The 23,376-nt window shown below is 68.5% G+C and carries 20 protein-coding genes; 11 read left to right on the top strand and 9 right to left on the bottom strand.

Features of this window, described 5'->3' with window-relative positions:
* Positions 1-29: 29 nt before the first annotated feature.
* Positions 30-1,673: a steroid-22-oyl-CoA synthetase gene (casI, locus tag FK531_RS09575; RefSeq protein WP_220126940.1), complete on the bottom strand. Its 1,644-nt coding sequence runs from the start codon at positions 1,671-1,673 to the stop codon at positions 30-32.
* Between the two features lie 349 nt (positions 1,674-2,022).
* Here casI and casG point away from each other — a divergent pair, with 349 nt between their 5' ends.
* The 4 genes from casG (at position 2,023) to FK531_RS09555 (ending at position 5,663) form a co-directional block, all read left to right on the top strand.
* On the top strand, positions 2,023-3,684 hold the full coding sequence (gene casG, locus FK531_RS09570; RefSeq protein WP_142098374.1) for a steroid-24-oyl-CoA synthetase: 1,662 nt from the start codon (positions 2,023-2,025) through the stop codon (positions 3,682-3,684).
* Between the two features lie 2 nt (positions 3,685-3,686).
* On the top strand, positions 3,687-4,175 hold the full coding sequence (locus FK531_RS09565) for a nuclear transport factor 2 family protein (RefSeq protein ID WP_142098371.1): 489 nt from the start codon (positions 3,687-3,689) through the stop codon (positions 4,173-4,175).
* Between the two features lie 70 nt (positions 4,176-4,245).
* Positions 4,246-5,157 carry a TIGR03619 family F420-dependent LLM class oxidoreductase gene (locus tag FK531_RS09560; RefSeq protein ID WP_142098369.1) on the top strand — a complete coding sequence of 304 codons (912 nt, stop codon included), beginning with the start codon at positions 4,246-4,248 and terminating at the stop codon, positions 5,155-5,157.
* Entirely contained in the window at positions 5,154-5,663 is a 510-nt protein-coding gene (locus FK531_RS09555) for a nuclear transport factor 2 family protein (RefSeq protein WP_290367618.1), read from the top strand. Before FK531_RS09560 ends, FK531_RS09555 begins: the two co-directional genes overlap by 4 nt.
* 12 nt (positions 5,664-5,675) lie before the next feature.
* On the opposite strand, the gene FK531_RS09550 is transcribed toward FK531_RS09555, so the two are convergent.
* Positions 5,676-6,107, bottom strand: a complete 432-nt coding sequence (locus tag FK531_RS09550) for a copper resistance protein CopC (RefSeq protein ID WP_142098366.1) — start codon at positions 6,105-6,107, stop codon at positions 5,676-5,678.
* A gap of 242 nt (positions 6,108-6,349) precedes the next feature.
* Here FK531_RS09550 and FK531_RS09545 point away from each other — a divergent pair, with 242 nt between their 5' ends.
* The 6 genes from FK531_RS09545 (at position 6,350) to FK531_RS09520 (ending at position 14,019) form a co-directional block, all read left to right on the top strand.
* The gene (locus FK531_RS09545; RefSeq protein ID WP_142098363.1) at positions 6,350-9,169 is read left to right on the top strand and encodes an FAD-binding and (Fe-S)-binding domain-containing protein; all 2,820 of its coding nucleotides are present in this window, start codon (positions 6,350-6,352) and stop codon (positions 9,167-9,169) included.
* A gap of 97 nt (positions 9,170-9,266) precedes the next feature.
* Complete coding sequence (locus FK531_RS09540) at positions 9,267-9,647, top strand: SHOCT domain-containing protein (RefSeq protein WP_142098360.1); 381 nt, start codon at positions 9,267-9,269, stop codon at positions 9,645-9,647.
* Positions 9,648-9,838: 191 nt separating this feature from the next.
* Entirely contained in the window at positions 9,839-10,507 is a 669-nt protein-coding gene (locus tag FK531_RS09535) for a hypothetical protein (RefSeq protein ID WP_142098357.1), read from the top strand.
* A 45-nt stretch (positions 10,508-10,552) separates the two neighbouring features.
* A complete protein-coding gene (locus FK531_RS09530; RefSeq protein WP_142098355.1) occupies positions 10,553-12,232 on the top strand; it encodes an MFS transporter in 1,680 nt (559 codons plus the stop codon).
* A 19-nt stretch (positions 12,233-12,251) separates the two neighbouring features.
* Positions 12,252-12,428 carry an anion permease gene (locus FK531_RS22320; RefSeq protein WP_181762888.1) on the top strand — a complete coding sequence of 59 codons (177 nt, stop codon included), beginning with the start codon at positions 12,252-12,254 and terminating at the stop codon, positions 12,426-12,428.
* A 316-nt stretch (positions 12,429-12,744) separates the two neighbouring features.
* Positions 12,745-14,019: a serine hydrolase domain-containing protein gene (locus FK531_RS09520; protein ID WP_142098349.1), complete on the top strand. Its 1,275-nt coding sequence runs from the start codon at positions 12,745-12,747 to the stop codon at positions 14,017-14,019.
* Positions 14,020-14,033: 14 nt separating this feature from the next.
* On the opposite strand, the gene FK531_RS09515 is transcribed toward FK531_RS09520, so the two are convergent.
* The 6 genes from FK531_RS09515 to FK531_RS09490 all read right to left on the bottom strand — a co-directional run bounded on the left by FK531_RS09515 (position 14,034) and on the right by FK531_RS09490 (position 21,152).
* Positions 14,034-14,822: an SDR family NAD(P)-dependent oxidoreductase gene (locus FK531_RS09515; protein WP_142098346.1), complete on the bottom strand. Its 789-nt coding sequence runs from the start codon at positions 14,820-14,822 to the stop codon at positions 14,034-14,036.
* A gap of 105 nt (positions 14,823-14,927) precedes the next feature.
* Entirely contained in the window at positions 14,928-15,578 is a 651-nt protein-coding gene (locus FK531_RS09510; protein WP_142099511.1) for a PaaI family thioesterase, read from the bottom strand.
* Positions 15,578-16,450 carry a MaoC/PaaZ C-terminal domain-containing protein gene (locus FK531_RS09505; protein WP_142098343.1) on the bottom strand — a complete coding sequence of 291 codons (873 nt, stop codon included), beginning with the start codon at positions 16,448-16,450 and terminating at the stop codon, positions 15,578-15,580. The genes FK531_RS09510 and FK531_RS09505 overlap by 1 nt, the downstream gene beginning before the upstream one ends.
* Positions 16,451-16,454: 4 nt before the next feature.
* Positions 16,455-17,660, bottom strand: coding sequence for a lipid-transfer protein (locus tag FK531_RS09500; protein ID WP_142098341.1), 1,206 nt, complete (start codon positions 17,658-17,660; stop codon positions 16,455-16,457).
* An 11-nt stretch (positions 17,661-17,671) separates the two neighbouring features.
* Positions 17,672-19,858, bottom strand: a complete 2,187-nt coding sequence (locus FK531_RS09495) for an acyl-CoA dehydrogenase family protein (RefSeq protein ID WP_142098338.1) — start codon at positions 19,856-19,858, stop codon at positions 17,672-17,674.
* Between the two features lie 127 nt (positions 19,859-19,985).
* On the bottom strand, positions 19,986-21,152 hold the full coding sequence (locus FK531_RS09490) for a steroid 3-ketoacyl-CoA thiolase (protein WP_142098335.1): 1,167 nt from the start codon (positions 21,150-21,152) through the stop codon (positions 19,986-19,988).
* 174 nt (positions 21,153-21,326) lie between these two features.
* Here FK531_RS09490 and FK531_RS09485 point away from each other — a divergent pair, with 174 nt between their 5' ends.
* Entirely contained in the window at positions 21,327-22,667 is a 1,341-nt protein-coding gene (locus FK531_RS09485; protein WP_181762887.1) for a serine hydrolase domain-containing protein, read from the top strand.
* A 62-nt stretch (positions 22,668-22,729) separates the two neighbouring features.
* On the opposite strand, the gene FK531_RS09480 is transcribed toward FK531_RS09485, so the two are convergent.
* Positions 22,730-23,347: a TetR/AcrR family transcriptional regulator gene (locus FK531_RS09480; protein WP_142098329.1), complete on the bottom strand. Its 618-nt coding sequence runs from the start codon at positions 23,345-23,347 to the stop codon at positions 22,730-22,732.
* Between the last annotated feature and the right edge of the window lie 29 nt (positions 23,348-23,376).

Genomic DNA, 23,376 nt, shown 5'->3' with positions numbered 1-23,376 from the left:
TGGGTCCCTGCACCTCGGGCGCGGACAACTCAGGCCCCGAGGAACCGCTGTCGTCCCGACGCCACGAATTGCGCTTCCAGTTCACGCTTGTCATCGTCGGCCATCAGGACGTAGTCGGGCTCGCCTCGTCCCTCCCAGCGGTACACCGGTTCGTCACATCGCCACACCTGGGCCTGCAGCTCCCGCTTGAGCACCTTGTTCGACCCGGTGACCGGGAGGTTGGTTGACACGCGGACGAACCGGGGAGCGGACTTGGTGCCCAGGTCGTCCTGCGAGCCCAGGAAGGACGCGAACTCGGCCGGATCGAAGTCGGTCAGATCGGAGACCTCGATCGCGGCCATCACCTGATCGCCCGACTTCGGGTCCGGAATCGCGTACACGCCGGTCGCGATGACCTTCGGATGCCGACGGATGATCCGCTCGATCATCAGCGCGGACGTGTTCTCCCCGTCGACGCGGATCCAGTCGCCCTTGCGACCGGCGAAGTAGATGAAGCCGGCCTCGTCGATGTAGCCGAGGTCGCCCGTCCAGTACCAGCCGTGCTTGATGCGGTCCGCGACGGCCTGCTCGTTCTTGTAGTAGCCCTCGAACCGCTTGGCGCCGCCCTTGTCGATCATCTCGCCGATCGCCTCGTCCGGGTTCAGAACCCGGCCGTGCTCGTCGAGCTTCGCTCGCACGCACTCGACCCGGGTCTCCGGGTTGACGACCGCGATCTCGTCGTGCGCGGGACGGCCCAGCGCCCCCTCGGGGGCCTCCGGGTCGAGCTTCACCGAACCGGCGCCCTCCGACGAGCCGTAGCCCTCGAACAGCGAGGCTCCGAAGCGTCGCACGAACTCGGCCTGGTCCTCGGGGGACGCCTCGGTGCCGAAGCCGCGGACCAGGGAGTTGTCGATGTCGTCGGCCTTCTCGGGCGTCGCCATCAGGTACGACAGCGCCTTGCCGACATAGGTGAAGAAGGTCGCGCCGAAGAACTTCACGTCGGGCAGGAAGCCGGACGCGGAGAACTTGCGCGCCTGCGGCAGGCAGACGGTCGCGCCGTTGGCCAGCGCCGGCGCCCAGAGCGCCATCAGGGCGTTGCCGTGGAACAGCGGCATGCAGCAGTAGTCCACGTCCTCGCGGACGTGCCCGTACTTGGCGGAGTTGGCGTACGCCAGCCGGGAGAGCCGGCCCTGGCTGCAGCGAACGGCCTTGGACATGCCGGTGGTTCCGGAGGTGAACAGGAGCAGGAACAGCGTCGACTCGTCCACGGCCGGAGCCGCGACCGGCTGCTCGACGCGATGCGCGGCGACCCGGTCCAGGTACGCCGGGTCGTCGACGAGGATGAACCGGTCCTCGGTCAGCCCGAGGTCGAGTCTGCGGAGCTGATCCATGCCGGCCGCGTCGGTCACGATCAGCTGGCAGTCGACGTAGCGGACCTCGGCCTCGAGCTCGGCTCCGCGGCGGGTCGGGTTGATACCCACGATCGCGGCGCCGGACAGTGCCGCGCCACCGAGCCAGAACAGGAACTCGGGCGTGTTCTCGAGCAGCACGCCGATGTGGAACTGCCCCTCGACCCGCAGCGACGTGGCCAGCGCTCCGCGGGCCGCACTCTCGCGAACCGTCTGGTCCCACGTCCAGTCCTGCTCCCGGGTCCGCACGCCCAGGTGCTCGTCACCCAGACGGTCGAGCAACATCTCGGCAATGGTGGCGCGTTCCAACTCGACTCCTGTACTCGGTGACTGGGTAATCACTGCGGCCGTCTTCACGCGGCCACGGGCGGGTTTGCGGGCTTCGGATTCAGCGCGCAACGGGTGCCACCGTAAGTGGCAGACTTACATTTGTTGTGGTGATGACACGAGCCGGCGATCGGCAATTCCGGATCGGTCATGAACAGCTCCTCGTACAACAATGTGCGCCGACGGTATCCAGGCGTTCCGCGACCGACCTACCGAGTCTCGGTCAGTGGAAAAGCCCTCCGCGGCCCCGGGCCCACATGAGATGTTGCTCTGCAATTCGTAGCACGTGAGAAAGGTCATACCCCGCATGACGACTTCCACCGATCCGCAGGCCTACCTGGCCGCCGTTGTTTCCCGACTGACGGGACCGGACGCCCCGTTCGAGCTCGTCGAGGAGGACGTCCGGGGTGCGCGGATGCCGGTGATGCGCGAGCGGAAGCAGGCCGTGCACGAGCTGTTGACGGCGTCCCTCGCCCACGGCGACCGCGACTACCTGGTCACCGAGGACCGCCGGCTCTCGTTCCGTGAGCACGGCGAGCAGGTGGCGGCCTTCGCGAAGGTCCTCGCCGACGAGTACGGCGTCGGCAAGGGCGACCGGGTCGGCATCCTCGCCGCGAACACCGTCGAGTGGGTGATCGCCTTCTGGGCGACGCAGTCGCTCGGCGCGATCGCGGTCGGGCTGAACGCCTGGTGGGTGCCGCGGGAGATCGAGTACGGCGTCGCGCTGACCACCCCGAAGGTGCTGATCGTCGACGCCAAGCGCGCCGCGCTGGTCGCCGAGTCGGACGTCGACCTGCCCGTGCTCACCATGGAGCAGGACGTCCCGCGCCTGATCGAGGCCAACCGGGGCGCCGAACTGCGCACTGCCGACGTCGACGAGGACGACCCCTCGGTCATCCTCTTCACCAGCGGGACCAGCGGAAAGCCCAAGGGCGCGTTGCACTCCCAGCGGAACCTGATCGCAGTGTCGGACTACCATCGGTACAGCGACGCCATGATCGACGCGTTCTCCGGCCGCGAGTACGACCCGAACCGCCCCAGCGACGCGCGGTACCTGCTGAGCTCGCCGCTCTTCCACATCGCGAGCCTGCACAACATCATCGTGCCGAAGGCCGTGTCCGGCAGCGCGATCATCATGACCCAGGGCGCTTTCGACGTCGACCGGGTGCTCGCGCTGGTCGAGCGCGAGAAGATCACGAACTGGGGCGCGGTGCCGACGATGGCGGCCCGGCTGATCGAGCACGGCAACGTGCGGAAGTACGACACCTCGTCGATGACGGCGTTCTCGCTGGCGTCTGCCCCGTCGTCGGTGGCGTTCAAGCAGCGTCTGCGCGAGGAGGTGCCGTTCGCCAAGAACTCGCTCGTCGACAGCTACGGTCTCACCGAGTGCAGCACCGGCATCGCGGTCGCCACCCCGATCGACGTCGAGCAGTTCCCCGGCACACTCGGCAGGCCGATCTTCGGTGTCGCGCTCGAGATCCGCGACCCGTTCGGCGACGTTCTGCCGGAGGGTGAGGAGGGCGAGGTCTGCGTGCGCAGCCCCTACGTCATGCTCGGCTACTGGGAGAACCCGGAGGCCACCGCCGCGTCGATCCGCGAGGGCGGCTGGCTGCACACCGGCGACTTCGGCCGGATGGACAGCGGACGGCTTCGGCTGACCGGCCGCCGCTCCGACCTGATCCTGCGCGGCGGCGAGAACATCTACCCGACGGAGATCGAGCAGGTTCTCGACGAGCACCCCGACGTCGTCGAGTGCGCTGTCGTCGGCGAGGCACACGAGGATCTCGGCCAGGAGGTCGCAGCGATCGTGGTGGTTCGCGCCGGTGCCACCGTCGGCGAGGAGGAACTGCGTCAGTTCGCGACCGAGCGCCTGTCGTACTTCAAGGTGCCGACGCGGTGGCGTCTGACCACGGAGCCCCTGCCGCGCAACGCAACCGGCAAGGTGTCCCGCATGAAGGTCAAGTTCTGAGAATGGACCTGCAGCACAACGTCGAGCGGCTCGCCGCGACCGAGGCGATTCGCGACCTGATCTATCAGTACTCGCACCTGATCGACCGCGGCGAGCTGACCGTGGTGGCTGAACTGTTCGCCGACGCGACGTACGGCCAGTGCGACGCGAACGGGATCCCGATCGGTGGTCTCATCGATCGGGATCCGGCCGCGGTGCTGCGCGCCAACGAGTCGTTCGTCCAGATGCACGGCAACCCACCGACCCCGGGCACCAAGCACGTCATTACCAACGTTCGGGTCTCGGTGGCGGACAACAACATCGAGGCCAGCGCGCACTCCTACATCACCGTCCTGCAGGGCACCGACGAGCTGCCGCTGCAGCCGATCCTGATCGGCCGCTACTTCGACACGTTCGGCTGCATCGACGGGCGGTGGCGGTTCACCCAGAGGCTGTGCCGCATCGACCGCACCGGCGACCTGACCGCGCACGCCCGGCGCGCCCTGTCCTGAACCGGGGCCGTTCCGACGCGTACTCGACGAGCGGGAACTCCCCCGGCCGTAGTCGACAGAACGGAAACCCATGGCGCCACTCGAGATCGGGCTCAACCTGCTCGGGGCCGAGGCCCTCTACGATGGCCGGGCACGGTCGATGATCGAGCTCGCAGCCCTCGCAGATCGGGCGGGCGTCGACCTGATCTCGACCGGCGACCACCTCGGGTTCAACGCGACCGCGCACGCCGAGCGGGTCCGCGAGCACGGCTTCGCGTTCGCGCTCGACCATCCGTGGTACGAACCGATTTCGCTGCTCTCCGCGGTGGCCGCGGTCACCGAACGTGCCATGCTCGGGGTGTCTGTGCTGATCGCGACGGTGCGGCCGCCGGTCCTGCTGGCCAAACAGATCGCCACCCTTGACGCACTGTCGGACGGTCGGGTCGCGATCGGGATGGGCGTCGGCTGGCAGGAGGCGGAGTACACAGCCACCAACATGCCCTTCGACGCCCGATTCGGGCGGATGGAGGAGACCGTGGCTGCCTGTCGCGAGCTGTGGACCAAGGCGCCGGCCACCTTCCGCGGCCGCGACTTCTCCTTCTACGACTTCCACTGCCTGCCCCAGCCGATGCAGGATCGGCTGCCGGTCCTGTTCGGCTTCGGTCCCAGTAGGCGGAACTTCGAGCGGATCGCCCGAGTCGCGGACGGCTGGACCGTCAACCCGACCGACATGGCAGCGTTCGCGGAGAATGTGGCGCTGCTGCGCGAGTGCTTCACCGAGCACGGTCGTGATCCGCACTCGGCGCGCATCCAGGTGTCGGTGATACCCGAGCGGGACGCGAACGGCACGGTGAATCTCGACGCGACCGCGGAGAAGGCACTGCGCTGGCACCGGGCGGGCGCGACGGTCGTGGTGTTCCGGCCCGCGGCGTTCGCTGTCGGCGCCGAGCAGGTCCCGGCGCTGGTGGAGTGGATGGTCGGACTCAAGGAGGAGGCACGGTGACCACGGTCGAGTCGCGGGAGCTCAGGGATCTGCTCGACAAACAGGCCATCTACGAGGTGGTGATGCGGTACTGCCGCGGCATCGACCGCCTCGACTTCGAGCTCGTGCGCAGCTGCTACCACCCGGACGGCATCGACCACCACACCGGATTCGACGGAACCGTCGACGAGTACATCGCCTGGGTGCAGCCGAAACTCGAACTGCTCGGCGGCACCATGCACGCCGTCGGAAACCATCTGGTGGAGCTGTACGGAGACGTCGCGATCAGCGAGACCTACTCGACGAACACGCACTGGGAGCGACCCGGCGGCGACTTCACCAGCGGCTGCCGCTTCGTCGACCTCATGGAACGTCGGGACGGAAGGTGGGCGATCTCCGAGCGGTGGGCAGTGCGGGAGTGGACCCGCTCCGACACATTCACCCACCCCGAGGCCACGGGTCCGCGCGGCCGTCGCGACAACTCCGACCTTCTGGCCGAACTGCGGACGCGACTGGCCGCGCGGTAGTGGTGGTACCCGTCAGCTCGCGAAGAGCTTCTGCAGGCTGCCGGTCGAGCTACCGGTTTCGAGCGTGACACTACCCACGCTGCTGCCGGGGGCCGGATCACCAAGGGTGACCGGCACACCCGCCAGCGGTGTGAGGTAGGTCAGCCCGTCGCCGTCGATGCACGCGGCCCGGACGGTGTACTTTCCATCGGCGAGCACCGCGGAGGTGTACTTACCCGAAGCCGGGTTCCCGGTCAGGGCCACGGCGTTGCCGTCGACCAGGGTGCCACCGGGATCGGTCACCTGCGCCCAGCACAGCGACAGGGACGGGGAGGCGACGTCCGCGAACGCCACGGTCACCTTGTTGTCGGCGCTCGTCACCGTGGCGGTTCCTGCGACGGTAGCGGAACCGAGTGCCGGATTGGCGATCAATGCCAGGGCGGCGAAGCCGGCGACGGCGCCCATACGGGCAATGCTCTTACGGGATGTCTTCACAGTGATCCACTTCTCGATGAGTGACCGGCTCGATGGAGCGCGAGCAGGCAGGACAGCAGACATCATGCACGCCATGCACGGCCCGATATCGAACTCCCGGAAATTGGACCTGTTTGTCCAGTCATACTGTCTAACAATATAGTTCAGCGTACGACATCCATTCACCTTGCTCACGATGCCGGCAATCGCGCGACGGCCGTAGAATCAGCACGGTGTCCAGCTCACAGGCCGCGTCTTCCGCCGTTGCCGCGTTGCGCGCTCGCATTGCGGGCGAGGTGGACGACGCCCCGCGTCGCCTCGCCGAGTACAGCTCGGACGCCTCCAACTACCGCGTCGTCCCGACCGCGGTGGTCTTCCCACGTACCGACGAGGACGTCGCCGTGACACTGGAGACCGCGCGCGAACACGACCTCCCGATGACCGCACGCGGCGCCGGAACCTCGGTGGCGGGCAACGCAATCGGACCGGGCCTGGTGCTCGACTTCAGCCGCTACCTCAACCGGATCGTGGAACTCGATCCCCGGGAGCGCACCGCGCGCATCCAACCGGGCGTCGTGCTCAGCTCGCTGCAGCGCGCGGCCGCCACCCACGGACTCCGCTTCGGTCCCGACCCGTCCACCCAGGACCGCTGCACGCTAGGCGGCATGCTCGGCAACAACGCATGCGGACCCCGCGCGGTGGCCTGGGGCCGCACCGCCGACAACGTCCGCGAGCTCCGGATCCTGGACGGCGCGGGACGCGAGCGGGAACTTGCCGACGACCTGGGCGTCGTCCCTGGGCTCGACGCGTTCGTCACCGCCAACCTCGCCACCCTGCGCACCGAACTCGGCCGGTTCGACCGCCAGGCCTCGGGGTTCTCGCTCGAACATCTGCTTCCCGAGCGCGGCGGGCGGCTGGCGCGGGCGTTCGTCGGCACCGAGGGCGCGTGCGGGCTGATCCTCGAGGCGACCGTCGACCTCGTCCAGGTCCCGACCGCGACGGCCCTTGCCGTCCTCGGCTACCCGGACATGCCGACCGCGGCCGACGACGTACCCGCACTGATGGCCGCGGACCCGTTCGCCGTCGAGGGCATCGACGCGCGACTGGTGGACGTGGTGCGCAAGCACAAGGGCGCCGCGGCCGTCCCGGAGCTGCCCCGCGGCGGGGGCTGGCTCTTCGTCGAGATGTCCGGGGGCACCAGTGCCGAGGCGGTCGCCACCGCGACCGAACTGTGCCGGCGCTCCACCGCGGTGGACACCCGGGTGGTGCCGACCGGACCGGAATCGGCCGCCCTCTGGCGCATTCGGGCGGACGGGGTCGGACTGTCCGGGCGGACCCGCGACGGTCGGCCCGCGTGGCCGGGCTGGGAGGACGCTGCCGTCCCGCAGCACCGGCTCGGGCGCTACCTGCGCGATTTCGAGGACCTCACCCGCGAGCACGGCGTGGACGGACTGCTGTACGGACACTTCGGCGACGGGTGCGTGCACGTGCGACTGGACTTTCCGTTCGACCGCGCGCCGCAACGTTTTCGCACGTTTCTCCTGGACGCGGCCGCCCTGGTGGCGTCGCACGGCGGCTCGATGTCGGGCGAGCACGGGGACGGCCGTGCACGCTCGGAACTGTTGCCGCTGATGTACTCCCCCGCCGCCCTGTCCTGTTTCGCGGGGTTCAAGGCCCTCTTCGACCCGGCGGGCATCCTGAACCCCGGCGTCGTCGTCGACCCGGCCCTTGTCGACGCTGACCTGCGGGTGCCCGCGGCCCACCCGATCCCGCCCGCCGGCGGTCACGCGCTGACCCGCGACGGCGGCGACCTCTCGGTAGCCGTGCACCGGTGCGTCGGCATCGGCAAGTGCCGCGCAGACACCTCCGCCGCCGGCGGCTTCATGTGCCCCTCCTACCTGGCCACCCGCGACGAGAAGGACGTCACACGGGGACGCGCCCGGGTGCTGCAGGAGGTGGTCAACGGGTCGCTGGTCGCCGAGGGTTTCCGATCGCCGGAACTGGCCGAGTCCCTGGACCTGTGCCTGTCCTGCAAGGCCTGCGCCTCGGACTGCCCGGCCGGGGTGGACATGGCGACCTACAAGTCGGAGGCGCTGTACCGGAGGTATCGTGGGCGCCCGCGGCCGCTGAGCCACTACACCCTCGGCCAACTACCTCGCTGGACGAGGGTGGCGGCCCTCGCACCACGATTTATCAACGGCGCCAGCGCATTCGGTCCGCTGCGCCGGTCCGGCCTGCGCCTGGCGGGGCTGGACCCGCGCCGTGAGATTCCGGGCTTCGCAACGCAGACCTTCCGCAAGTGGTGGCGTCGACGCCCGACTCCTGCCGCGGCGGGGTCGCCTGAGGTACTGCTGTGGATCGACACCTTCACCGACGCCTTCTCGCCGGAGGTGGCGCGCGCGGCCGTGACGGTGCTCGAAGGCGCCGGATACCAGGTGCTCGTCACCGAACGGCGCACCTGTTGCGGCCTGACCTGGATCAGCACCGGCCAATTGGACGGCGCACGACGACAACTGGCCGCAACGCTCGATCAACTACAGCCGCACCTGGAGGCCGGCCGGCCCATCGTGGGACTCGAACCGTCGTGCACCGCCGTCCTCCGTTCGGACCTGCTCGAGCTGCTACCCGACGACCCGCGATCCACTCGAGCCGCCACGTCCACCCACACGCTGGCCGAATTCCTCACCGCGACAGTCGGACCCGACGGGATCCCGTGGTCGCCACCCAACCTGGCCGGCCTGGAGCTGGTGGTCCAGCCGCACTGCCACCAGCACGCGGTGCTCGGCTTCGCCGCCGACCGTGCACTGCTCGAGCGGGCCGGCGCACGGGTACGTCAACTCGCCGGATGCTGCGGCCTCGCCGGAAATTTCGGCATGGAGCGGGGCCACTACGAGGTCTCGGTTGCCGTCGCCGAGACCGGACTGCTGCCCGCACTCGCGCAGGCGCCACCGGACGCCGTTCTGCTGGCCGACGGCTTCTCCTGCCGCACACAGGCCGTCCAGCTCGCCGGGCGCGAGGGCATGCATCTGGCGCAGCTGCTCGCCGGCCGGTAGTCGTGTCGCCCACCCGTCCGCGCGCCCGACAAAGTTGCTGACTATTGTCTGGAGGCACGCCCCGGACCCGGGGCACTCATACAAGGGGGAAGTCTCCGTGTTGGATTCGATCTGGGATCTGTTCTGGTACACGCTCGTCGTCTTCGCGTTCGTGGCCTACCTGCTGATCCTGTTCCAGGTCCTCACCGACCTGTTCCGCGACCGCACGATGTCGAGCGTGGCTCGCATCCTGTGGATCATCGGCCTGATCCTGCTGCCGTACCTGACTGCCTTCGCCTACCTGCTGACCCGTGGTCGCGGGATTGCTGAGCGCAACCGCGAGTCCCACGAGGAGGCCAAGCAGGCAGCCGACGCCTACATCCGCGACGTTGCCGGCCGATCCGGCGCCGCGCAGATCGCCGACGCGAAGGCACTTCTCGATGCCGGCACGATCTCGCAGGCCGAGTTCGATCAGCTGAAGGCCAAGGCGCTGGCCTGATCCGACGCCAACACCGAACGAATCGCCGGGCCCCCAACCGACCTCGTCGGTTGGGGGCCCGCTCGTTCCGTAGCACGGGGGAATCTCTTCGCGTTGGCCCGAACATCCCGTCACGGAACCGATCGGTCTGGAATGATCCCGGGTGATTCGGACCGCTCGGAATCGAGTTCCTCCCGGAAGGGGATGATGGCGTGAGCGTTGTCAAAGCAGGCTCGAAGTCGATTCGCACGATCTGGGGTTTCGCGGCAACAGCCTCGCTCGCCCTCACACTCCTCGGGGCACCTGTCGCGGCGGCGGCCCCGGACCCGGCGTCTGTGCTGCCGGAGCCGGTGGCCCCCACGCTGACCACCACGGTGGACGGCAACCACCTGACGATTCATCTCGTCAACCCGAACACCTCACTCGCACACATCGCCACCGTCTGCACTGCCGCCCTGATCAACCCGGCGAAGGGAGTAGCCCTGCTGCCGGACCTGGCAGCGGGCACCATCCCGCCGCTCGACCAGCTCGACCCGGCGATCTTCCAGTGGGGCCCGGCCCTGAACGTCATGACCCGCTTCGTGAGCCAACGGACCTGGGAGGTCGAGGACGTTCCCGCGGGTGTCTACGTGGCGATCGGCGTCTGCACCAACCCGAACGTCACCAAGGCGGCCGTCGATTTCAAGCCCGTGTTCGTCGGCTCCAAGATCGAGGTGGGCTCCTCGGTGATCCAGCTCGGCAGTGCCGTGGTGGACACTCCCGGCGCAGTCGGCGCGGTCCTGGCCCTGCTCGGCATCGACACCGGCAGCCTCGGCTCGGCCGGCGGCGAGGGCAGCTCCGGCAGTGCGGGGAGCTCCGGAAGTTCCGGCAGCAACGGCTGAATGTCGTTCGACCGACCGTCTAACACCGACAAGGGGAGGGCGTAGATGTCCACAACGCCAGGCGCGAGAGCGACACCAACCGCGGGAACGAACGCGTCGTGGCTGCCACTGATCGTGGTGGTGCTGACGCAGATTCAGGCCTCGTTCGCCGTGAATGCACTGACGGTCTCGATGGCCGGCATCACCACCGACCTGGACACGCCGGCGACGAGCGTGGGCACCGCGATCACAGCAGGCACCTTCGCGATGGCCGCGTTCATCCTGCTCGGCGCCAAGATCGGCGCGAAGTTCGGCACCCGCCGCGTCTTCCAGATCGCGGTGGTCATCCACGGCGCGGCGATGGCCGCGGTCGGGGTGAGCGTCAGCCCGGCCATGCTTTTCATCGCACAGGCCGCCTCCGGTGCCGTGATCGCCCTGATCGCCCCCGCGCTGACAGTCTTCATCGCGGCCAACTACCAGGGCGACCAGCAGGCGAAGTCCATCGGATACCTCGCGGCCGCCATCCCCGCGGCAGGCGTCCTCGCGCTGCTCATCGCGGGTACCTTCGCCTCCACGATCGGCTGGCGGTACTCGTTCGCGCTGATCGTCGCACTCGCCGTCGTGAACCTCATCCTGAGCTTCCGTATCAAGATCGTGCCGCCTGCCCCCGAGGTCGAAATCGACTGGGTTGGAGCCGCGTTCGCCGCCGTTGCCGTCATCGCGCTCAGCTTCGGTTTCAGCGGCCTCAACGCGTGGGGCCTGGTCCTGGCGACGCCGTCCGCCCCGTTCGAGATCCTCGGCATCTCCCCCGCACTGATCCTGATCCTCGCGGGCGGCCTGCTCACCCAGGCCTTCTTCGCGTGGACCCGCAAGCAGAAGCGAGAGGGCAAACCGCAGCTGTTCAACCTCGACGTCCTCAAGACCGGCGCCGAGCGGGCCACCACGCTGTGCATGGCGCTGATGATGTTCGTCGGTACCGCCGCGAACTTCCTGATCCCGCTGTACATCCAGATCGTCCAGGGGCGCAGCAGCCTTGCGACGTCGTTCTCGATCATCCCGTACACGCTGTCGATCTTCATCGCCTCGACGGTCGTCGCCCGGCTCTACAAGACGTACTCGCCGCGGCAGATCGCCCGGGTCGGCTTCGTGGTCGTCGCCGCCGGACTCACCCTGCTCGCCTTCACGATTCGGATGGACTGGCACCAGATCCTGGTGGTCGTCGGCCTGATCACCCTCGGCCTCGGCCAGGGCGCGATCGTCGCGCTCGTCTTCAACACCCTGCTGACCTCCGCACCGAAGGAACTCGCCGGTGACGTCGGCGCGTGGCGAGGCCTGGTACACAACATGTCCGGCAGCGTCGGCATCGCCGTCGCGAGTGTGTTCGCGGTGGGCATCCTGGGCTCGCTCATCACGACCCAGCTCGTGGACAACCCGACCATTCCCGCTTCGCTGAAGTCCGAGGTCAATCTCGACGACATCAACTTCGTGTCCAACGACCACCTGAAGGACGTACTCGATCGGACCTCGGCCACACCCGAGCAGGTCGACGAGGCGGTCGTGATCAACACCGACGCCCGCGTTCGCGCGCTGCGGACCTCGCTGATTGCGCTGGCCGGACTGGCGTTGCTGGCGATCATCCCGGCCGGCCGGATGCCCGGCGAGGTCGCGCTGGACACCACCAACGCCGCGCAGCCGCCGGGCCCCGGTCGGCGGCCGGGGAAGAAGCAGAAGGCCCGCAGCAGGTAGCGGCACCGTCGCGATCGCGGTGCTCGTCGGTACCCGCCTGCTGCCGAACTGCACACCCGCGACGACGACGGCCAACATGACGATCCTCGGTCCGGGCAGCTATCGGTTCGGCGACTACTGGCGCATGGGTCGGGCCATGACGGCGTGGTTCCTGGTGGTCGCGGTGGTGGTGATCCCGATCTTCTGGCGGTTCTGAGCCACGTTCCTCGCCGAAGTGGACGGCCAGATCCGCCCCGAACGACTGTATTGGTCGGCGAAATCAATCTGTACAGATCGTGCAGTCTGTACAGATTGCACGATCTGTACAGAATGAATTTGCGCCCGGATCAGTACTTTCCGAGCCGACCGGCAATCCGCGGGCATCCGACCGCGCCTGGGTCTGACGCCGACGAGTTGCTTCCTCGCATCCCGTTCCTCGCATCCCGGTCCCGGCACGCGCCCGCGCTGTTAGCGTCGATCGTGAGGAGATCGGCTCCGCGGACCGGCGCTCGCCGGAGTCTGGAGGACAGATCGTGCTGATCGGACCCAAGGCAGCGCCCCGCCGGCCTGCGTACGCACGTCAGCATCGCCGGCAGGCACTGACTGTCGCGCTGGCCGTCGTCCTCGGGCTGACCGCCGCCGCGTGTTCGGGTGCCACTACGAGCAACGACGCCGCCTCCTCCACCACAGTCTCGGGACCCGAGCAGCAACAGGTCGAGGCCATCGCCAGGGACGCGATGACGAAGTACAACCTGAAGTCGCTCATCGTGCGGGTGACCACCGATGGGCAGGACACCTACACCGGTGCTCTCGGCGAATCGATGACAGGTGTACCCGCAACGCCGGACATGCAGGTACGCAACGGATTCGTCGCGTACACCTACCTCACGACGATGCTGTTGCAGTTCGTCGACCAGAAGAAGATCAGCCTCGACGACAGGCTGTCGAAGTACCTGCCGGACCTGCCCCAGGCGGACGCCGTCACCATCGAGATGCTCGCCAACTCCACGTCCGGCTACGCCGACTACGTCTACCAGCCCGCGGTCACCGACGGCACATACCTGGACCCGTTCCGGCAGTGGACGACCGGGGAGCTGATCACGATCGGCACGTCCGCGCCGCCGACCTTCCCACCCGGCACCAACTGGGCCTACTCCCACACGAACTACGCGATTCTCGGCACCGTGCTGGCGAAGGTGGGCGGTAAACCGCTGAGCGAGTTGATGTCCGAGTACATCGTCGGCCCGATGGGACTCAAGCACACCCACGGTTCGGACACCCCGCAGATCCCCGAACCGGTACTGCACACCTTCAGCTCCGAGCGCCGCGAGACGCTCGGCGTCCCACCGGACAAACCGTTCTACGAGGAGTCGACGTTCTGGAACCCGTCCTGGACGGCCCCGGAGGGCGCACTGCAGACCACCGACGTCACGGACCTCACCACCTCGATCCAGGCGGTCGGGGAGGGCACACTGCTCTCCCCCGAGTCGCACCGGGCCCAGGTCGACCCGAACCTGGCCGGCTTCGGCCACCCCGCACAGGGCTGCGCCGCGTGCGCGCAGAACACCGCCGAGCACTCGTTCGGGATGGCGGTACTGCTGCAGGGACCGTGGATCGGTGGAAACAAGCTGTACGCCGGCAGCGGAGCGATCGTCGGGTACCTGCCGCCGAAGAAGCTCGCAATCGCGGTCGTCACCAGCTATCAGCCGGCCGGGTTCGATGACCAGGGCAACGTCAAGGATGCCGGTGCCGCGGTCCTGGCGTCACTGAGCAAGGCCCTGGCGCCGGACAGCCCCCTCCCGGGGTGACCCGGCGGACGCGTTCAGTCCACCTGCGGCGCCCACTGCACGCCGTTGATGTGCCCGCCGCCGTCGACGAACAGCGTGTTGCCGGTGAGGTAACGAGACTCGTCGCTCGCCAGGAAGGCGGCGACCGGACCGATGTCGTCGAGTGGGTCGCCGATGCGTCCCATCGGGTTCGCCGAGGCCATCGACGCCGCCATCTGCGGGTTCGCGTCGGCCACCCGCTTGTACGCCGCGCTCTGCGCACCGGGACAGATCACGTTGCAGCACACCTGGTTCGGCGCCCACTCGCGGGCGGCGGTCCGGGTCAGTGCGCGCAGGGCCTCCTTGGCGGCGTTGTACGCGACCGAGTACATGTGGGCATTGACTCCGTTGAGACTGGCCAGGTTGATCACCCTCCCGGTGCCGCGCTTCTCCAGTTCCGGGAAGGCGCGCTGCATCGCCCAGAATGCGGCCATCACCCCCATGTCGAAGCCGGCCGTCATGGTGTCGGGATCGGTCTTCTCGAGCCGCGCGTAGCCGAACGAGCGCCAAGCGTTGTTCACGAGAATGTCGAGTTGGCCGAACTCCGCGACCGCGGCATCCACCATGGCCTCGACCTGATCGCGATCGGTGACGTCGGTGCGCACGAACGTCGCTCGCACACCCCATCTTTCGGTCAGCCACCGCACGGTCTCCGCGCCCGCGGCCTCGTCGATCTCCGCGACCAGCACGTCCGCGCCCTCGCGGGCCAACGCACCCGCGATGCCCCGGCCGATCCCCATGCCGGCGCCGGTCACGATCGCCGCGCGCCCGTCCAACTTTCCCATGTCTTCTCCCAAAGTCAGAAACGGGTGAAGGGAACCATCAACCGGTCAGGCCGAATGATGGTTCCCTTCACCCAGGATGTGATCGTGTCCCGTGACCGCGACCCGTTAGCGGGGGCGCGGTACGCCCGCGTCGATGAACAGCCCCTCTACCGAGACACACACCTCGCCGGCGGCGTTCTTGATGTCACCGACGGTGTGAATCTTGCGGCCGTCCACCGAGATCTGCCTACCGGTGATCGTCAGCGGCTCGAACAGCGGTGTCGGCTTGTGGTAGCGCGTGTTCAGCTGCGCCGTCATCCCGGCCTTGCCACCCCACGCGTTCGCGACGCCGAGCACGTGGTCGAGCAGCATCGCGGACACGCCGCCGTGCACGCACCCCGGAGGGCCCTGGTACGGCAGCGTCATCGTCACCACACCCTGCACCGATCCGTCCTCGAGACCCTCGAGCACCAGGGGCGGCGCAATCGCGTTCTCCGGACCGGTGATCGGGTCGTGGCGAGTGACGCCCTCGCCGCTCCACATGTCGATCATCCGCTCGGCCACCTCGGGGGCATGCTCCTCGAGATGGTCGGCGATGCTGTTCAGTTCCTCCGCGACCCTGTCCAGATTCGCGTTGCCGCGGTCGGTTCGCAGCATCGCGTCGATCACTCGGCGCGCCGCCGCGGTCGCGCGGTCCACCGGCGCATCCTGCGGCGCCGACGTCAGCACCGTCCGGTGCGGATGGGTCGCGGCGGTCGGGTGGTCCCCGGACTCCATCACGAGCGGATCTCCATCGTCGCGTGGGTGAGCACCGGCTGCCCGTCCCGCTCGGGGCAGGTGGCCAGCAGGGTGAGGGTGTCGCCGTCGCGCCAGACGGACGTCTCGATGGTCTCGCCCGGGTAGAGCGACCCGGCGAACCGCACCGAGAAGTTCTGCACCCGAGTCGGATCCCCGTCGAGGACACCGTCGACGACGGCCTTGCAGACGACGCCGTACGACGCGAGCCCGTGCAGGATCGGCTGGTCGAAGCCGGCCATCTTCGCGAATGTGGGGTCGGCGTGCAGCGGGTTCAGGTCGCCGCTGAGCCGGTAGACCAGCGCCTGCTGGGTGCTGGTCGGCGAAACCAGCACCTTGTCGGCGGCCCGCTCCGGCGCCGCGGCGGCAACGTCCGGTCCGGCGTCGCCGCCGAAGTCACCCTCGCCCCGCGCCCAGATCTGCATCGCCGTGGTCCACAACGGGTTTCCGTCCGCGTCGGCCGCGGACTGCTCGAGCACGATCACCGCCGCCTTGCCCTTGTCCCAGACGTCGGCGACCCGCGACGAGATCGTCGCCGAACCCGACGCCGGGATCGGGGCGTGCAACGTGAGCGCCTGCCCCGCGTGCAGGATCTTGCGGAGGTCGATGTCGATGCCGGGCATGTTCATCCCGGCCGGCTTCAGTGTTCCGGCCGAAACTCCCTGCCCCGCAACCATCGCGAAGGTCGGCAGAACCTTCAGGCCCTTCTCGTAGACCCAGCCGAGCTCGGCGGGGTCCAGCGCGTTCACTCCGGCACCGAGGCCGAGGTGGTAGAGCAGTACGTCGCGCTCGGTCCAACTGGCCTCGCGGACGGTGGGGGCGGCCGACAGTGCGGCGCTCACGTCGATCGGCATGTGTCTATGACTCCTTGGAAATGGTTCCGGACCGGTAGAGCGTGACGACGCACGCCCCACCGAGACCCAGGTTATGTTGCAGGGCAACGGAAGCACCGTCGACCTGACGGGCATCGGCCTGCCCGCGCAGCTGCCAGTTCAGCTCCGCGCACTGCGCGAGACCGGTGGCACCGAGCGGGTGGCCCTTCGAGATCAGGCCACCGGACGGGTTGACCACCCAGCGGCCGCCGTACGTGGTGGCGCCGGACTCGACCAGCTTGCCGCCCTCACCGGGGGCACACAGGCCGAGGCCCTCGTAGGTGATGATCTCGTTGATCGCGAAGCAGTCGTGCAGTTCGATCACGTCGACGTCGTCGATCGTCAGACCCGACTCGGCGAACACCTGCTCGGCAGCCGCGCGGGTCATCGGAGCACCCACGACGTCGATCATCGACTGCTCCGCAAACGCCTCGGCGGTGTCGGTGGTGAGCGCCTGCGCGACGATCTCGATCGCCTGGTCCTCGAGTCCGTGTTCGCGGACGAACTTCTCGCTGACGACCACGGCGGCACCGGCGCCGTCCGAGGTCGGCGAGCACTGCGAACGGGTGAGGGGCGCGTGAATCATCTTGTCGCCCAGCACCTGGTCGAGGGTGTACTCGTTCTGGAACTGGGCGTACGGGTTGTTCACCGAGTGCTTGTGGTTCTTGACCGCCACTGCGGCGATCTGCTCGGCGGTGGTGCCGTAGCGGTCCATGTGCTCGACCGCCGCGTTGCCGAACAGTTGCGCCGTCATCGGGCCCTTGCCCCAGCCGAACTTCGAGACCATCACCTTCAACTGGTCGTCGAGGGTGGTGACCTTCGGCATCTCACCGGTGCCGGTCATCGACGTCTTCGTCATCTTCTCGAAACCGACCGCCAGCGCGCAGTCCACGAAACCGGCCTGCACCCACTCGCGGGCCATCAGCAGCGCCGTCGATCCGGTGGCGCAGTTGTTGTTGACGTTGACGATCGGGATGCCGGTGAGCCCGGTCTCGTACAGCGCCCGCTGACCCGCGGTGGACGCACCGAACACGTACCCTGCGGCGGCGCGCTGGACCTGCGAGTAGTCGATACCGGCGTCCGCGAGCGCCTTGCCCACGGCCTCCGTCACCATGTCCGGGTACTCCCAGTCACGGCTCTCGATCTTCTCGAACTTGGTCATGCCGACGCCGACCACAAAGGTACGGTTCATGTGCTGTGTGCCTACTTCCCTGGTTCAGGATCGCGAGGCAGACCGAGGATCCGCTCGCCGATGATGTTCAACTGAACATTCGTCGTACCACCAGCGATGGACATGCACTGCGAATTCAGGAACATCTGCGTCGCCGAGGTGCGTCCCTGATCGCCGAGCAGGGACGACGGTCCCGCCCAGTCCATCGCGACCTCCCACGTCTGCTGGATGTGCTCGACTCCGAGGAGCTTCGCGACGGACGACTCGGCGCCCGGCTGTGCACCGGTCAGGGACCGCAGCGTGGTGCGCAGGCCCATGAGGCCACCGGACTGCGCGTCGCACAGCACCTGCCCGAGCACGGTGCGCTGCTCGTCGTCGATGCCGCCGGGCAGGCTGCTGCCGAGCGCGACGAGCGCTTCGCCGCCGTCACCGAGGGACGATCCGCCGGTCATCGAGACCCGCTCGTTGGCGAGGGTGGTGCGGGCCAGCTTCCAGCCGTCACCCGGCTGGCCGACGAGGCAGTCGTCGGGCACGAACACGTCGTCGAGGAACACCTCGTTGAACAGTGCCTCGCCGGTGATCTCACGCAGCGGACGGATGTCGAGGCCGCTGTTCTTGATGTCGATCAGGAAGTACGACAGGCCCTTGTGCTTGGCGGCGTCACCGTCGGTGCGCGCCAGGCAGATTCCCCAGTCCGCTTCCCGGGCCATCGACGTCCACACCTTCTGGCCGTTGAGCTTCCAGCCACCCTCGACCTTGGTGGCCTTGGTGGACAGGCTCGCGAGATCGGAGCCCGCTCCTGGCTCGGAGAACAACTGGCACCAGACGATGTCGCCGCGCAGCGACTGCGGGACGAACCTCTGCAGCTGCTCCGCGTTGCCGTGCGCGATCAGGGTGGGGATCACCCAGTTGCCGATGATCATGTCGTGCGGCTTGACCTTGGCCGCGCGCAGTTCCTCGGCGATGACCAGCTGGGTGACAGCGTCCGCGCTCTTGCCCCACGGCGCGGGCAGATGCGGCGACGTGTAGCCCCGCTCGGCCAGGTATGCCTTGCGCTCGGCGCCTTCGAGAGCCTTGGCCAGCTCGAGCTCCGCGCGGACGTCGGCGCGGATCTGCTCCGCCTCTGCGGGCAGGTCGATGCTCAGCACTCGGCGTGCGCCCTCGAGCGTGAGGCTCGCGACCCGTCGCCGCCAGGATGAGGTGGAGCCGAGCAGGATTCGCAGCGACTGCGCGCGACGCATGTACAGGTGCGCGTCGTGCTCCCACGTGTAACCGATGCCGCCGAGGACCTGGATGCAGTCCTTGGTCACCTGGAGCGCGGCCTCGGGCGCGACGGACGCGGCGACGGCGGCGGCGAGCGACGACTCGGCGGCCGAGACGTCCTCGCCCAGTGCGCGGGCGGCGTCCCACGCGGTGACGCGGGCCTGCTCGGTGCGGCCGAGCATCCGGGCAATCTTGTGCTTGACGCCCTGGAACTGGCCGATGACCCGGCCGAACTGCTGACGCACCCGTGCGTAGTCGGCGGCGGCGGTGGTGGCCCAGTCCGCGAGACCCGACGCCTCGGCGGCGAACAGGGTGGCGGCGATGTCGACGGCACGCTGTGCGGCGAGGGTGAGCACGTCACCGTCGGCCAGCGCGATGCCGTCCGCCGTGATCTCGGCGTTGCGGCGGACCACGTCGTGGCTGGGCAGTTCGGTGATGTCCAGGCGATCGCGGTCGACGACGACGAATGCGAGCTCGCCCGCGTCGTCCGCCGCGAGCAGGAAGACGTCGCCGACCTGGCCGCCCAGGATCAGGCTCGACGTGCCGGACAGGGTGACATCGTCACCGTCGCGGACGATGCGCAGCCCGCCGGGCTGCAGCGCGACCGCGCCGAACAGCGAGCCGTCGGCCAGGCCCTCGAGCTCGCCCGTGCGTCCGGCCTCGTGCAGCACCGCGGAGACGACGACGGTGGGCAGGAACGGTCCCGGCACCATCGCGCGGCCGAGTTCCTCTGCGACGATGGCGGTTTCGAGCACGGTGAAGCCGGCGCCGCCGACCTCCTCGGGCAGGTGCAGGCCCAGCATGCCGAGCTCGGCGAGGGAACCCCAGTAGGTCGGGCGAACCTCGACCTTGGCCTCGACGGCCTCCCGGATCACCTCGGGGGTCGCGTGGCGTGCCGCCCAGCCGCGCACGGAGTCGCGGAGCTCGCGGTCTTCGTCACTCAGTCCAATAGTCATGAATGGATCCTTAAGTAGAAGAAATTCTAGCCGTTTGCGTCGACCTCACCGAGTGAACGGACCGTTCAGGCTCCTGGAGGACCTGAACGGTCCGTTCACGCCGCGGTGGGGGTCGAACAACGGGAGGTCAGATGCGCTCGATGATGGTGGCGGTCGAGAGGGCGCCGCCGGCGCACATGGTGATCAGCGCGGTGGACTTGTCGGACCGCTCGAGCTCGTGCAGCGCGGTGGTGATCAGGCGCGAGCCGGTCGAGCCGACCGGGTGACCGAGGGCGATGGCACCGCCGTTGACGTTGACCTTCGACATGTCGGCCTTGTGCACCTGCGCCCAGGACAGCACCACGGAGGCGAAGGCCTCGTTGATCTCGACGATGTCGATGTCGCCGAGGGACATTCCGGTGCGCTCGAGCACCGCACGGGTGGAGTCGATCGGGCCGTCGAGGTGGTAGTACGGGTCCGAGCCGACGAGGGTCGAGGCCAGGATCCGGGCGCGCGGGCGCAGCCCGGACTCGCGGGCCTTGTCCTCGCTCATCAGGAGCACCGCTGCGGCACCGTCGCTGATCTGCGACGAGTTGCCGGCGGTGTGGATGCCGCCCTCGATGACCGGCTTGAGGCCGGCGAGGCCCTCGGCGGTGGTCTCGCGCAGGCCGCCGTCGCGGGTCACGTCCACGAACTCGCCGGTCGGGGCGAAGGTCTCCTTGTCGATGACCGGCGCCTTGACCGGCACGATCTCGCGGTCGAAGCGGCCCTCGGCCCACGCGACGGCGGCGCGACGCTGCGACTCGAGGCCGAGCGCGTCGACGTCGGCCCGAGTGATGCCGCGGTTGGTGGCGATCCGCTCGGCGGAGGTGAACTGGTCACCCATGTCGATGGTCCAGTCGTCCGGGTACGGGTTGCCGGTGCCGGGGGCGTTCGCCTGTCCGAGGAACACGCGGCTCATCACCTCGACGCCGCAGCCGATGCCGGCGTCGATCTGGCCGGAGGCGATCAGCCCGGCGACCATGTGGACGGCCTGCTGGGAGGAGCCGCATGCGCAGTCGATCGTCGTCGCGGCGGAGGTGTACGGCAGGCCGGCGTGCAGCCAGGCCTGGCGGGTGACGTTGTTGGACTGCTCCCCGGCCTGGGTGACGGCGCCGCCCACGAGCTGGCCGATCTGGTCGGCGGGCAGCCCGGTGCGGTCGAGGAGCGCCTTCTGGGCGTGGCCGAGCAGCACGGCGGGGTGCACCCCGGCGAGCTGTCCGCGGCGGCGGCCGCTCGGTGTGCGTGCTGCCTCGACAATGACGACGTTACTCATGTTTTCTCCCCTGACGAAGACGTTTCTGAAACGTATTCTATTAATCGCCGGGCGGCAATGTCCGGGGTCGTCCCACCGAGCGAGATGCGGTGCTTCCGGCACCCAGGCCGGAAACAGACCGGCACGACGGTTTCGGCTCGCGGCGGCCGCGGCGCGACGGTACCGTCCCTGGTCGTGCACCCGAATCGTGGAGATCTCGGAATACGCAGCCTCTGGTGCGGTGACGGCCCTTCCGGCCCGACGACCGCACGCTCCACAACCCGCCGCGTCACCATCGCGGCCCTCGCCACCGCACTCACCGTCGCATCCTCGCTCGGACTCGCCGGGGTCGGCCAAGCCGCCGAGGCCGTGTCCTTCAACAATGGCTCGAACGTCGGAGACGAGAAGGAGCAGCAGGCCGTAGCCGCGGCCGTACAGCAGCACCTCCTGAGCATTCCTGGCTCGGCAATCGCGATCACGAAACCGTCACCCGACGACCCCGGAAAGTCGATCGTCACGACGTACTACGTCGGCCAGGCCGACAAGGCCACCGGCCGACTGGTCGGACCCGACACCCAGTTCCAGCTCGATTCGCAGACGAAAACCTTCACCGCAGCGCTCCTGGCCCTGAGGATCGCCCAGGGCAAGGCAGGTCTCAATGACACCGCCCAGAGCCACATCCAGGCGAACTCCGGCGCGACCGTACCGACCCTTCCGAGCCCGGGTGGACCGCCCATCACGCTGGGCGAGTTGGTCACCCATCGGTCCGGGCTTGCCGACTATCCCGTCAACCTAGGGGCCGGCTGCGATGCGGAGGCCACGTACGACGTCGCGAAACTGGGTGCCGGCCTGGGACTGCCCAACAGCATGGTCTTCGAGCCGGGAACTGATTGGCTGTACTCGGATTGGGGTTACGGACTGCTCGGTTCCGTGCTGACGACGCCCTTCGGCAACGCTGACTCGACGTTCGCTGAGGCCGTCGCGAAGGAACTGACCGGCCCGCTCCTCATGGCCGACACCAAGCTCGAGACGGAACCGAATCCGAATCTCACCGTTCTGTACGACGACGGAGTGCCCACCTGCTATCGCAACAACACTGCGGCGCTGGCAGGGGCCGGCGGCCTGGTCAGCACCGCTGAGGACATGGCCAAGTGGGCGGTCGCCACGATGGGCAGGGGACCGGGCACGCTGGCGCCCACCCTGAAGAAGACACTCGAATACATCGCACCGGGGAAGCCCGGGACCGACATGCAGATGGGCATGGCCTGGCAGCTCTACCCGGCCCTTCCCGTCGAGCTGCCCTACGCGTTGAAAAACGGATCGGGCGCGGGCTCACAGAGCGTCACCGAACTCGTCCCGACCACGGGATGGTCGGTCACCGTGCTCGCCAACGACGGGAAGGCCACACCCGTCGCCGTCGCGGACCAGCTGCGACGACAACTGTCCGCTGGCGGTGCGGTCCCCGCATTGCCCGCCGGATCCTCGGGCAACACCGGGTCCAGCTGGAACATCAACCCCAACCCGTTCGGCAGCTGAAACAGCCGACGGCGTGACCTGGCTGCAAGCTCAGGTCACGCCGTCGGCCGGTTCGGAGTCGGTCAGAACGGGTGCACCGGCAGCTCGCCGAGCAGCAGGTCGCACGCGATCCGCAGGTCGGACTCGATCTCGGGGATCGAGGTACGGCTGTTGAGGCCCGACTGGATCAGGCCGAACCACAGCGCGACCACCAACCGGAGCACCGTCGCGTCCCGCACCGTCGGCTCCTCGATCCGCGCCGCGTCGAGCAGCAACCGGTCGAACTGCTGGTCGATCTTGGCGACGTCGGGAATGGTCGCGGCGTTGGACGTCGCGGCGGACTGGATCATCGCCGTCGCGAGTAGCGGTGTCCGCAGCAGCGCACGGGTGGCCTGCAGCAGTGCGTCGTAGACGGCGTCGGACGGGCCCGTGTGAGCCCGCGACCGCCGGGACAGCTGATCCCCCATCCGCTGGATCTGGTCGACCATGACGGCAACGAAGAGGTGGGTCTTGGACGGGAAGTAGCGATACAGGGTGCCGATCGCGACGCCCGCGAGCTTGGCCACTTCCTGCATCTGCACTCGCTCGAGTTCCTTCTCCGCACCCAACTGGGCGGCGACCTTCAGGATCCGGCCGTGCCGCGCCCGCTGTTCCACCGAGCTCGGCTCGGCCGCGTCCCGTGCCTCCGCAAGCCTCGGCATCACTGTCCCCCACTTCTTCCACTTCCGAC

It is taken from the genome of Rhodococcus spelaei (genome assembly GCF_006704125.1).
Classification (GTDB): domain Bacteria; phylum Actinomycetota; class Actinomycetes; order Mycobacteriales; family Mycobacteriaceae; genus Rhodococcus_G; species Rhodococcus_G spelaei.
This window is presented reverse-complemented; position numbering and strand designations above follow the sequence as displayed.

Coding starts and splice junctions, on each gene's coding strand:
- FK531_RS09550 (WP_142098366.1), bottom strand. CDS start 6,107: ATGGGCGCCGTCGCCGGCTTCGCCGCCCTGGCATTGATCGCCAATCCG.
- FK531_RS09480 (WP_142098329.1), bottom strand. CDS start 23,347: ATGCCGAGGCTTGCGGAGGCACGGGACGCGGCCGAGCCGAGCTCGGTG.
- FK531_RS09510 (WP_142099511.1), bottom strand. CDS start 15,578: ATGGAGTCCGGGGACCACCCGACCGCCGCGACCCATCCGCACCGGACG.
- casG (WP_142098374.1), top strand. CDS start 2,023: ATGACGACTTCCACCGATCCGCAGGCCTACCTGGCCGCCGTTGTTTCC.
- FK531_RS09565 (WP_142098371.1), top strand. CDS start 3,687: ATGGACCTGCAGCACAACGTCGAGCGGCTCGCCGCGACCGAGGCGATT.
- FK531_RS09560 (WP_142098369.1), top strand. CDS start 4,246: ATGGCGCCACTCGAGATCGGGCTCAACCTGCTCGGGGCCGAGGCCCTC.
- FK531_RS09490 (WP_142098335.1), bottom strand. CDS start 21,152: ATGAGTAACGTCGTCATTGTCGAGGCAGCACGCACACCGAGCGGCCGC.
- FK531_RS09495 (WP_142098338.1), bottom strand. CDS start 19,858: ATGACTATTGGACTGAGTGACGAAGACCGCGAGCTCCGCGACTCCGTG.
- FK531_RS09505 (WP_142098343.1), bottom strand. CDS start 16,450: ATGCCGATCGACGTGAGCGCCGCACTGTCGGCCGCCCCCACCGTCCGC.
- FK531_RS09515 (WP_142098346.1), bottom strand. CDS start 14,822: ATGGGAAAGTTGGACGGGCGCGCGGCGATCGTGACCGGCGCCGGCATG.
- casI (WP_220126940.1), bottom strand. CDS start 1,673: ATGTTGCTCGACCGTCTGGGTGACGAGCACCTGGGCGTGCGGACCCGG.
- FK531_RS09500 (WP_142098341.1), bottom strand. CDS start 17,660: ATGAACCGTACCTTTGTGGTCGGCGTCGGCATGACCAAGTTCGAGAAG.
- FK531_RS09530 (WP_142098355.1), top strand. CDS start 10,553: ATGTCCACAACGCCAGGCGCGAGAGCGACACCAACCGCGGGAACGAAC.